Genomic DNA, 10,560 nt, shown 5'->3' with positions numbered 1-10,560 from the left:
GCGCTATGCCTGCGTTCGGCGTCTTCAAGGGCATCCAATACCGTGCTCATCTCCGATTTCTCTTCTCTGCTATAACCTCATAAAGCACGGGTTGCCCGGTAGCTGCCAGCACGGGGGTTGACCTTTGGCGCGCATCACCGGCTGCCGAGCAAGACGGCGTTGTCAGGGGCAACCGGCCAGGGAAGGCCGGTTGAGGCGAGACTAACAGGGACGTTTGTCGCAGCCGACCCGCCCGACAACGCAGACGCGGCGAGGGTATCCGCGTAGCGGACAGATGGTGTTAAGCGAAGGCGCGGGTGGAGGGGCCGCGCCTTCGGCCCCTCCAATTGCCGTTCATTGCAGTAACAGAGAAATGCGGAACATTTACGGCAATTCAGGCTACACGAAACACACAAAGATGGGATAAAAAATGCCTGTCAGGTTTAACTGACTGATATTACCGCCTGCGCGGCCCGTTTTTTCGCTTTTACGCGTACGCAACCCGCTGAATTTTCACTTAGCTTTGCCATTTTCGTTATTTTGAACGTCGCTACGGCTCGCGGATACTGGGAGAACATCTCTCACCGCGAGCCGCAGCATGTCCCATGCCCACTATTTGCATCCCGAACAGCGCGAACGAATCAGGCAGCTTTATCGGCGCCGGCATTGGCGGCTGGAATTGCCCACCTGGGGGATCATGGCGGCGGTGTACGGCGGCTGGTTCGCCGTGGCGCTGGGGTGGCAAACGCTGGGCCCGTGGCTTGGCGCGCCGCTGTTGATTCTCCTGACCGCCTGGTACATGTCGTTGCAACACGAGCTGATCCACGGCCATCCGACGCGCTGGCCGCGCGTCAATCAGCTGTTCGGCCTGTTGCCGCTGGCGGTGTGGTATCCCTACGGGCTGTATCGCGATTCGCATCTGCGCCATCACCGCAACGACCACCTGACCGATCCGCACGAAGATCCCGAAAGTTATTACTTCAGCGCCGCGCAGTGGCGGCGCTATCCCCGCCTGCTGCCGCTGCTGGCCGCCGTGCGCAATACGCTGATCGGCCGGGTGCTCCTCGGCCCGGCGCTGGATATCGCCGCGACCCTGGCCGGGGCGGTGAAAGCGCTTGCCTCTGGGGAGTGGCGTACCTGGATGATGTGGGGAGTGCACCTGTCGCTGTTGGCGATGTTGCTGAACTGGCTGCAGGCGCAGGGTATCGGCGCGGCGTTTTACCTGCTGGCCATCAGCTACCCGGCGCTGGCGCTGACCAAGGTAAGATCGTTTTTTGAGCATCGCGCCGTGGACGCACCGCAGGCACGTTCTATTATTAATGAGGCGGGCTGGCCGTGGCGGCTGCTGTTTCTCAATCTGAACTACCATTTAGTGCATCACGATTTGCCCGGCCTGCCTTGGTATGGTTTGCGTGACGTCTATCTGGCGGAGCGTGAGGCGTATCAGCGGCGCAGCCAGGGATTTGTCGCGCAAGGCTACGGCGAGTGGCTGCGCGATTACGCCCTGACGCCGATCGACGTTGGCGTGCATCCGTTGCGCGCCGATGAACCGCAGGGAGAAGGCGATGCCCTGCCGACGAAAAAATTTATTGCGCGCTGGAAGCGCGTTTCTCAGGATTTTCCAACCTAACCGGCCCATGAGCCGGAAAACGTATAACCAGAGGAAAAGTATGGCAATCACCTTATCACGCGGACGTTCCTTTGCCGTCGCGCTGGCCCTGCTGGCCACCGGCGGTCTGGCGCAGGCGGCCGACTCGGTGCGCGTCGGCTCCAAGATCGATACCGAAGGTTCGCTGCTCGGCAACCTCATCGTGCAGGTGCTGGAAGCCAACGGCATCAAGACCACCAACAAGCTGCAGCTCGGCACCACCAAGGTGCTGCGCGGCGCCATTATGTCCGGCGAGATCGACATCTATCCGGAATACACCGGCAACGGCGCGTTTTTCTTTTCCGATGAGAAAGATCCGGCATGGAAGAACGCCCAGGCCGGCTTCGAGAAGGTGAAGCAGCTCGACTACGACAAAAACAAAATCGTCTGGCTGGATGCGGCGCCGGCCAACAACACCTGGACCATCGCCATTCGTCAGGACGTGGCGGAGGCCAACCATCTGAAGACGCTGTCGGATCTCGGCAAGTGGATCAACGGCGGCGGCAAGTTCAAGCTGGCGGCCTCGGCGGAATTCATCGAGCGGCCGGATGCGCTGCCGGCGTTCCAGAACGCCTACGGTTTCAAACTGAATCAGGATCAGCTGCTGTCCCTGGCCGGCGGTGACACGGCGGTGACCATCAAGGCGGCGGCGGAGCAGACCTCCGGCGTCAACGCGGCGATGGCCTACGGCACCGATGGCCCGGTGGCGGCGCTGGGGCTGCAAACCCTGGCGGATCCGAAAGGCGTACAGCCGATCTACGCACCGGCGCCGATCGTGCGCGAAGCGGCGCTGAAGGCGCACGCCAATCTGCCTGAGCTGCTCAAGCCGGTGTTCGCCTCGCTGGACGGGCCGACGCTGCAAAAACTCAACGCGCAGATCGCCGTGGAAGGCCAGGACGCCAAACAGGTGGCGGCCGCTTACCTGAAAGAGAAAGGGTTTGTTAAGGGATAATGCCGAGGTGCCCCCTCTGCCGTCGGGAGAGGGGGTAAACCGAGGGAGCCGGAGCGTTTCTTTGACTATCGCCGTAAAACATCGCGTCTTGTTGACGCTGTTCATGTTGTTGCTGCTGGCCGCTTTCGGCCTGCCGTTCCTCAGTTATGCCCCCAATCGCCTGTTGTCGGGCAAAAGCCTCTCCTTGTTCTCCCTGCTGCACGGCCCGGCGCTGTGGCTGCTGTTGCCGCTGGCGGCATTGGCGATCCTCAGCCTGTTGCCGCCGACGCGGGGGCGGGCGCTGCTGGCGGCGCTGGCCGCCTGCGGGGTGCTGACGCTGGCCTTATGGATTAGCGGGCAGGCCGCCGAACGCCTGGCGCAGGAGGGATCGCGCCTGGCGCGCACCTCCTGGGGCAGCGGATGCTGGCTGACGATGGCGCTGAGCCTGCTGATCGCCGCCGACGCCATGGCGCGCATCACCGCGTTGCACCTGTGGCGCATGCTGGGCAACGCGCTGGTGCTGGTGCCGCCGGTGCTGCTGCTGTTCGGGCATCAGCTCGATCAGCTGTCGCTGCTGAAGGAGTACCACAATCGCCAGGAGGTGTTTGACGCCGCGCTGCTGCAGCACCTGACCATTCTGCTGGCGACGATGGCACCGGCGCTGGCGATCGGCGTGCCGCTCGGGGTGCTGTGTTTTCGCTCCGAACGCTGGCAGCGGCCGATTTTCTCCGCGCTGAACATTATCCAGACCGTGCCGTCCATCGCGCTGTTCGGCCTGCTGATCGCGCCATTGGCGGGGCTGGCGACGGCGGTGCCTTGGCTTGCGGAACACGGCGTCAGCGGCATCGGCATGGCGCCGGCGATCGTGGCGCTGGTGCTGTACGCGCTGTTGCCGCTGGTGCGCAGCGTGGTGGCGGGGCTGCAAAGCGTGCCGGCCGGGGTGATCGAATCCGCCACCGGCATGGGGCTGACGCGCGGGCAGATCTTCCTGCGCGTGCAGCTGCCGTTGGCGCTGCCGCTGTTCCTGACCGGCGTGCGCATCCTGGCGGTGCAAACCGTCGGCATGGCGGTGGTGGCGGCGCTGATCGGCGCCGGCGGCTTTGGCGCCATCGTGTTCCAGGGGCTGCTCAGCAGCGCGCTGGATCTGGTTTTGCTGGGGGTGATCCCGGTGGTCATGATGGCGGTCATCGTCGATTCGCTGTTTAAATTTTGGGTTTCAATCCTGGACGTATCGCGCCGATGATTCACTTTGAGCAAGTCAGCAAAATTTTTCAGGGCAAGCCGGCGGTCGACGATCTCACGCTGCACATCGCCGAGGGCGAATTCACCGTGTTGATCGGCACCTCGGGTTCCGGCAAGTCCACGACGTTAAAAATGATCAATCGCCTGATCGAACACGATCGGGGCAAGATTCTCTTTGCCGGCGAAGAGATCCAGTCGTTCAAACCGCAGGATCTGCGGCGGCGCATGGGCTATGCGATCCAGTCGATCGGCCTGTTCCCGCACTGGACGGTGGAGGAGAACATCGCCACCGTGCCGCAGCTGCTGAAATGGCCGCGCGCGCGCATTCGCGATCGGGTGACCGAACTGCTGGAGCTGTTGCATCTGGAGCCGGATCTGTTTCGCCGCCGCTATCCGCACCAGCTGTCCGGCGGGCAGCAGCAGCGGGTGGGGGTGGCGCGCGCGCTGGCCGCCGATCCCGAGGTGTTGCTGATGGACGAACCGTTCGGCGCGCTGGATCCGGTCACCCGTGCGGCGCTGCAGGCGGAGATTGCGCGCATCCATCAGCTCTCCGGCCGCACCATCGTGCTGGTGACGCACGACATCGATGAAGCGCTGGGCTTGGCGGATCGCCTGGTGCTGCTCGATCAGGGGCGGGTGGTGCAACAGGGCACGCCGCTGGCGCTGCTGACCGCGCCGGCCAACGACTTCGTGCGGGATTTCTTCGGGCGCAGCGATCGCGGCATCAAGCTGCTGTCGCTGGGAACGGTGGCGGAGCGGGTGCGGCCCGGCGCCGCCGAGGGCGAGCCGATCGCCGCCGCCATGAGCCTGCGCGAGGCACTGTCGGTGTTTGTGGCGCGCGGCAGCGACTGCCTGCCGGTGGTGGATGAACGGGGCGAAGCGTTGGGGGTGTTGCACTTCAACGATCTGATCGCCGGACAGGCGCTGTCATGAGCGGGCGCGTCTGGCGCCTGCTGCGCGATCCGCTGCTCTGGACGCTGGCGCTGCTGTTGGCGCTGGTGTTCGGCATGGATCATCTGCGCGGCCTGTTCGCCGCCTGGTTCCCCGATCTGGAGCGGCCCATTTATCAGCAGGACAGCTTTATCGCGCTGGTGGGGGCGCACCTGTCGCTGGTGGCGATCTCCAGCCTGATCGCGGTGGCTCTCGGCGTGGCGGCCGGCGTGGCCGTGACCCGGCGCAGCGGCCGGGAGTTTCGTTCGCTGGTGGAAACGGTGGTGGCGGTGGGGCAGACCTTCCCGCCGGTGGCGGTGCTGGCGGTAGCGGTGCCGGTGATGGGCTTCAGCGAACAGCCGGCGATCATTGCGCTGGTATTGTACGGCCTGCTGCCGATCCTGCAGGGCACGCTGGCGGGCATCGAATCGGTGCCGCCCGCCACGCGCGAGATTGCCCGCGGCGTGGGGATGAGCGCCTGGCAAATTCTGTGGCGGGTCGAATTGCCGCTGGCGGCGCCGGTGATCGTCGCCGGGATCCGCACGTCGGTGATCATTAACATCGGCACGGCGGCCATCGCTTCCACCGTCGGCACCAAAACCCTCGGCTCGCCGATCATTATCGGTCTGAGCGGGTTTAACACCGCCTATGTGATCCAGGGCGCGGCGGTGGTGGCGTTGTTGGCTATTATCACCGATATGCTGTTCGAACGTTGGGTGCGTTATCTCACCGCCTGGCGTCAGCAGACGCTGGCGACCACTCCGGCGGGGTAAGGGGGAAATGATGCAGGTGTCTCTACCGATGTACGGCGTTGGCCGGGAGCAGGCCGAATCCTTCTGGCAGGTATTGCGCGACAAGCTGCTGCGGCTGGGGCTGCCGGCAGCGCCGGAACGGCTCAGCTGGCCGGACGATCTGGCGCAGCACTGGCGGCGCGACGATCTGCTGCTCAGCCAAACCTGCGGTTATCCGTTGGTCAGCACCCTGTCGCAGGTGCAGCTGATCGGCACCTACCATTACCGGGTTGAAGGGTGCGACGGGCCGAATTACCGCAGTTGGCTGGTGGTGCGCGCGGGTGACCCCGGCGAACGGCTGGCGGACTTTCGCGGCCGGACGGTGGCCTATAACAGCACCGATTCCCAGTCCGGCTACAACGGCCTGCGCGCGCTGATCGCACCGCTGGCGCAGGACGGGAAATTCTTTGGTGCGGCGATTGCCTCCGGCGCACATTACCAGTCGCTGAAGCTGATCCGCAGCGGGCAGGCGGATATCGCCGCCATCGATTCGATCAGCATGGAACTGCTGCGTCGCGCGCAGCCGCAGGCGCTGGAGGGGCTGAAAATCATCGGCCGCACGGCGGCGGTGCCCGGCCTGCCGCTGATCACCGCGGCGGGTACGCCGCCGGAACAGGTGGAAATCCTGCGCGCCGGCGCCCGGGCGATGCTGGATGAGGCGGTCAGCGACCGCCTGCTGATCGGCGATTTCAGCCTGGTGCCGCGTTCGGCCTACCAGATTATCACCGTGCTGGAACAGCAGGCTGCCGCGCAGGGCGTGACGGCGCTCTAGCCGCCGTTACAACAGGCCGCCGCCGTCGATGTCGATCACGCTGCCGGTCACGAAGCCGTTCTCCATCGCCAGCAGGTAACCTGCCGCGACGTCGGCCGCCTGGCCGACTCTGCCGACCGGCAGACTGACGCTCACGCGCTCGAACAGCGCCTGACGCTGCGCGGCGCCCATGCCGTCGTAGGCTTCGGTGGCGGTGATGCCGGGGCTGACCACGTTCCCCCGCCGCGGTGCCAGCTCCTTCGCCAGCTGTTTGCCGGCCGCTTCCAGCGCGGCGTTGATGGCGGTTTTGACCAGCTGACCGCCGAGGTATTTACGCGATAGCTGGCCTGAAGTCAGGGTGATGGAGCCCTGCGGTGCCAGCGTCGGTAGCGCCGCCTGCACCGCGCGCAAACTGCCCCAGAATTTGACGTTAAAGTCGGCCTGCGCCTGTTGGATGGCCGTTTCAGCCAGCGGCTTGGCCTCCACCAGCGGCCCGGCGGTGATCACCAAATGGTCGAAGGCACCGACGGCGGTAAACAGCGCGCGCAGCGACGCTTCATCGGTCAGGTCGGCCTGCATCAGGCGCAGCGCGTCGTTCTGCTCCCCGGCGTGGGGCAGGCGGCGCGAAGCCAGCACCACTTCAGCGCCGTGCGCCGCCGCCGCGTAGGCCACCGCGGCGCCAATGCCGCTGGTACCGCCCAGGATCACCAGTTTTTGTCGTTTCAGGGGGGAGTCGGGAATCGTCATGCTAAGGCCTCTTTCAGGGTAAGTTTCAACGGGATCTATCTTTCCTGATTGAAAATGACCTAACAATCGGCCTTGCTGACAAACACTTATTAATATCTTTTAAATATCACGCAGCGCTAAAGCGGGCATTTAACTTCTGATCCACGATAATTTCGAAATCGGTAAACAGCGCTCGGGGCTTTACCGAGCGCCCCTGTTTTTCCAGTGCCACCAGGCCGTGCCCGCTCAGCGTTTTCAGCGTGGTTGACAGGTTGCTGACCTGCCGGCCGGACAGTTCGGCCAGTTGGCTGATGGTCTCGGGGCGGGCGGTGTCGATAAGACGCAGCAGGGCGATATTCTCGTTGCTGAGCACCTGGGCCAGCGCAATCATCGACGTGAACCAGACTTTGGGTTCACGTTCCTGCGGCTGGTATTCCCCTTTCGCGATCGCCGGTATGCGCTTGCGAATCAGTTCTTCAGGCATCACACCAATCAGTGCTTTCATCATCAACCTCGGTTTTCTCTCTTGCGTATGACTTCGTCTATCCGGGTAAAAAAATCTTCCACCCACTGACAGGCGGAATGAAACTCCTAGGGTGAGCCTTTGTCCGTCGGGGTGTCATGTTGGCGATCGTAAACGACGCGGCCTGAAAATTTACCTTTGCGAGGGGTTTTAATGGCATGCGCGTTATCTATGCTAAAAAACCGGGTATTGTGGTTATCATGCAAGGTCAAATTGTAACGGATGCCGTGAGGGATAAAGGCCGTGTGGGTCACCGTCCAAGCCTCGATTTTCCACCAATAGCCATCCTCACGATTGACCCGCGTGCCGTGCAGGCTAAGGATGTAGTCCGGTCCATTGTGTTCATCCATTGATCAAAGCTTCATTTATTATGATCTAGTCATAACTATTGAGCGTTTTATCGTCAACCCGTTACGCCGTGAAACCGGCTCTCCAAGAAGGGAAACGCATGACCTCATTTGTCGATCTCGAGGTGTTTGTCCGCACGGTGGACGGCGGCAGTTTTTCCGCCGCCGCGCGCGCGCTGGATATGACGCCGGCGGCGGCCAGCATCGCGGTGAAAAGGCTGGAACAGCAGCTGGGCGCGCGGCTGCTGGTACGTTCCACCCGCAGCCTGCGGTTGACGGAGGAGGGCGCCCGCTATCTCGACAGCGCGCGCCTGGCGCTGGGCGCGTTGGCTGAAGGGGAGCAGGCGATCCGCGAAAAGCACCAGGGGCTGTCTGGGGTGCTGCAGATTTCCGCGCCGTCGGATTTCGGCCGTAATCTGCTCTTGGGCTGGCTGGACGAGTTCCGGCAACAGCATCCGCATATTCAGCTGCAGCTCCTGATCAACGATCGGCAGGCCGATCTGTTCCGCGAACCGGTAGACGTGGCGTTGCGTTTCGGGCCGCTGGCCGACTCTTCGCTGGTGGCGCTGCCTATCTTGCCGCAGCACCGGCGGTTGATCTGCGCCAGCCCGGATTACCTGCGGCGTCACGGCGCGCCGCAAACGCCGGCCGATCTGGCCCTGCACAGCATTCTGGTGTATCAGCCCAGCGGCAAACGGCAGGTGGAATGGCGGCTATGGCGCGGTGAGGAGCTGGTCGAAGTGCCGCTGAACGGCAGCTATTTTACCGATGACGGCGAGATCGCGCGGCGCTGGGCGCTGGCCGGCCACGGGGTGGTGCGCAAGTCGGCGATCGACGTGGTGGCGGATATTCGCGCCGGGCGGCTGGTGCAACTGCTGCCGGAATGGCGCAGCGACGCGGTACCGATCAATCTGGTCTGCCCGCATCGCTCGCAGGTGTCGGAACGCGTCAGGCAGCTGCAGCGCTTTTTACAGCAGCGCTGCCAGCGTTGGATGGACGATCACTTGGCCTGAAGGGTTTCGGTTTGCGCCGGCGTGGCGGCGGCATTCCCGGCAGGCGCGCTTTCTTCGTGCGGGGTAGTAGAACGGGTGTAGATGTTCAGCCCGGCGAGAAATACGCCGCCCAAAGAACCGAAGGCGCACAGGGCGATGACGATGACGAACGCTTTTTTCAGCATAGGAATAATTTCGCAGGTTGCTTGGAACAGCGGGAATTATAGCCCCTTCACCGGGTGAAACAAGAATCGTTTTTAACGGCGGCCCACAGACCGCCTTTTGCGATCGCTACCGTTCGCTGTCGATGGCCTGCACGCGGGCCGGGCGGGCGAACAGGTATTTCCCCAGCGTCACCAGCACCACCGCCGCCACGATGATCGCCAGCGCCAGCCACTCGCGCGGCGCCAGCGATTCGCCGGCAAAGCCGATGCCGAGCAGCACCGCCACCACCGGGTTGACGTAGGCGTAGCTGGTGGCGACCGCCGGGCGCACGTTCTTCAACAAAAACATATAGGCGCTGATCGCCAGCATCGAACCGAAGACGATCAGGTACCCCAGCGCCAGAAAGCCGCCGGTGCTCGGCAACTGAGTGAGGTGTTCGCCGCTCAGCCGGCTGGCGACCAATAACACCACGCCGGCGACCAGCATCTCCGCCGCGCCGGCCATCGGCCCGACCGGCAGCGAGATGCGCGATCCCAATACCGAGCCGAAGGCCCAGCTGGCCGACGCCAGCAAAATGAGCAGCGCGCCGGTCGGGTTGCCCACCAGGTTGTTGCCGGTGTTGAGCAGCACGATGCCCACCAGCCCGAGCGCGATGCCGGCCCATTCCAGTTTGGTGTTGCGCATGCCCCACAGCAGGCTGAAGCAGAGGGTGAACAGCGGCACCGTCGCCACCATCACCGCGGCGATGCCGGACGGTACGTGTTGGTGCTCCGCTACCGTCACCAGGCCGTTGCCCACCGCCAGCAGCAGAATGCCGATGACGCCGGCGGCCAGCCACTGCTTCGGCGTCGGCAGCGCGTGGCCGCGCCAGGCCAGAAAGCTGAACAGCACGATGCCGGCGGTCAGAAAGCGAATGCCGGCCATCATCAGCGGCGGCCACTGCGCGACGCCGAGGCGAATGACGAAATAGGTGGAACCCCAAACGATATATAACGTGAACAACGCCCCGATCAACGGCAGGACGCTACGGCTTGGTTGGCTAAGCATAGGATTGTATTTTGCAGGGATGATTATTATTAGAACGCTCAGTAAACCCGATCGGGCAACCGATAAGCAATGGCCTGCGGCATTATTTTTCCCGGCCGCTGCCCGCCGTTCAGCTGTCCCGTTGTTTCCACTGCAGCCAGCTGACGGCGGGCAGATAAATCGACCAGCCGACCGCCAGCAGCAGCAGCATGAACTCCGGCGGCACGCCGGGCAGCAGGGCGTCCAGCTTCCAGGACACGGCGTAGGCGAAGGGGCCGACGGCGGCGCCCAGCACCGCCAGCGGCCAGGGGGCCGCTCTGACCACGTCCAGCAGCCAATACCACCAGCAGCCGAAGCCGATCCACAGCGCGATGGCCCAGAGCGGCAGGCCGTGTTGCCCGCTGTAGTGCAGCACGCCGCTGTAGCTCCAAAGCCCATCCATGCCGATGCCACCCAAGGCAGCCAGGGCCGCGCCTTTGCGGCGGGCGGCGGGGGTAAAAATCAGCGCC

Annotated in this window: 13 protein-coding genes; 7 read left to right on the top strand and 6 right to left on the bottom strand. The window is 63.8% G+C overall.

The window, feature by feature from the left end; genetic code table 11:
• The first annotated feature begins 577 nt into the window (after nt 1-577).
• The 6 genes from HMPREF3138_RS01640 to HMPREF3138_RS01615 all read left to right on the top strand — a co-directional run bounded on the left by HMPREF3138_RS01640 (nt 578) and on the right by HMPREF3138_RS01615 (nt 6,293).
• Nucleotides 578-1,609, top strand: coding sequence for a fatty acid desaturase (locus HMPREF3138_RS01640; protein ID WP_038880614.1), 1,032 nt, complete (start codon nt 578-580; stop codon nt 1,607-1,609).
• A gap of 40 nt (nt 1,610-1,649) precedes the next feature.
• A complete protein-coding gene (locus tag HMPREF3138_RS01635; RefSeq protein ID WP_038880609.1) occupies nt 1,650-2,579 on the top strand; it encodes a glycine betaine ABC transporter substrate-binding protein OsmF in 930 nt (309 codons plus the stop codon).
• 67 nt (nt 2,580-2,646) lie between these two features.
• Entirely contained in the window at nt 2,647-3,801 is a 1,155-nt protein-coding gene (locus HMPREF3138_RS01630; RefSeq protein ID WP_274534240.1) for an ABC transporter permease, read from the top strand.
• On the top strand, nt 3,798-4,733 hold the full coding sequence (locus tag HMPREF3138_RS01625) for an ABC transporter ATP-binding protein (RefSeq protein ID WP_033637623.1): 936 nt from the start codon (nt 3,798-3,800) through the stop codon (nt 4,731-4,733). Before HMPREF3138_RS01630 ends, HMPREF3138_RS01625 begins: the two co-directional genes overlap by 4 nt.
• Nucleotides 4,730-5,503 carry an ABC transporter permease gene (locus HMPREF3138_RS01620; RefSeq protein WP_038880602.1) on the top strand — a complete coding sequence of 258 codons (774 nt, stop codon included), beginning with the start codon at nt 4,730-4,732 and terminating at the stop codon, nt 5,501-5,503. Before HMPREF3138_RS01625 ends, HMPREF3138_RS01620 begins: the two co-directional genes overlap by 4 nt.
• Before the next feature lie 28 nt (nt 5,504-5,531).
• Nucleotides 5,532-6,293: a phosphate/phosphite/phosphonate ABC transporter substrate-binding protein gene (locus HMPREF3138_RS01615; RefSeq protein ID WP_077791553.1), complete on the top strand. Its 762-nt coding sequence runs from the start codon at nt 5,532-5,534 to the stop codon at nt 6,291-6,293.
• A gap of 6 nt (nt 6,294-6,299) precedes the next feature.
• On the opposite strand, the gene HMPREF3138_RS01610 is transcribed toward HMPREF3138_RS01615, so the two are convergent.
• The 3 genes from HMPREF3138_RS01610 to HMPREF3138_RS01600 all read right to left on the bottom strand — a co-directional run bounded on the left by HMPREF3138_RS01610 (nt 6,300) and on the right by HMPREF3138_RS01600 (nt 7,871).
• Complete coding sequence (locus tag HMPREF3138_RS01610; protein ID WP_070558765.1) at nt 6,300-7,019, bottom strand: SDR family oxidoreductase; 720 nt, start codon at nt 7,017-7,019, stop codon at nt 6,300-6,302.
• A gap of 106 nt (nt 7,020-7,125) precedes the next feature.
• Nucleotides 7,126-7,506 carry an HVO_A0114 family putative DNA-binding protein gene (locus HMPREF3138_RS01605; RefSeq protein ID WP_080213366.1) on the bottom strand — a complete coding sequence of 127 codons (381 nt, stop codon included), beginning with the start codon at nt 7,504-7,506 and terminating at the stop codon, nt 7,126-7,128.
• Nucleotides 7,507-7,589: 83 nt separating this feature from the next.
• A complete protein-coding gene (locus HMPREF3138_RS01600) occupies nt 7,590-7,871 on the bottom strand; it encodes a hypothetical protein (protein ID WP_223294921.1) in 282 nt (93 codons plus the stop codon).
• 98 nt (nt 7,872-7,969) lie between these two features.
• On the opposite strand from HMPREF3138_RS01600, the gene HMPREF3138_RS01595 reads away from it, so the two are divergent.
• Nucleotides 7,970-8,881 (top strand): LysR family transcriptional regulator, encoded by a 912-nt coding sequence (locus HMPREF3138_RS01595; RefSeq protein ID WP_038880596.1) that lies wholly within the window; start codon nt 7,970-7,972, stop codon nt 8,879-8,881.
• Here the strand turns inward: HMPREF3138_RS01595 and HMPREF3138_RS26615 are convergent.
• The 3 genes from HMPREF3138_RS26615 to HMPREF3138_RS01585 all read right to left on the bottom strand — a co-directional run.
• On the bottom strand, nt 8,869-9,045 hold the full coding sequence (locus tag HMPREF3138_RS26615; RefSeq protein WP_168166337.1) for a hypothetical protein: 177 nt from the start codon (nt 9,043-9,045) through the stop codon (nt 8,869-8,871). The genes HMPREF3138_RS01595 and HMPREF3138_RS26615 overlap by 13 nt on opposite strands.
• Nucleotides 9,046-9,151: 106 nt before the next feature.
• Nucleotides 9,152-10,072, bottom strand: a complete 921-nt coding sequence (yedA, locus tag HMPREF3138_RS01590) for a drug/metabolite exporter YedA (RefSeq protein WP_038880594.1) — start codon at nt 10,070-10,072, stop codon at nt 9,152-9,154.
• 109 nt (nt 10,073-10,181) lie between these two features.
• Nucleotides 10,182-10,560, bottom strand: a 379-nt coding sequence (locus HMPREF3138_RS01585) for a DUF2878 family protein (RefSeq protein ID WP_070558763.1), incomplete at its 5' end; no start/stop codon positions are given.

Origin of the sequence: Serratia sp. HMSC15F11 (genome assembly GCF_001808215.1) — a bacterium.
GTDB lineage: Bacteria > Pseudomonadota > Gammaproteobacteria > Enterobacterales > Enterobacteriaceae > Serratia > Serratia nevei.
The sequence above is the reverse complement of the archived record's forward strand: the minus strand, read 5'-3'. Positions and strand labels throughout refer to the sequence as shown.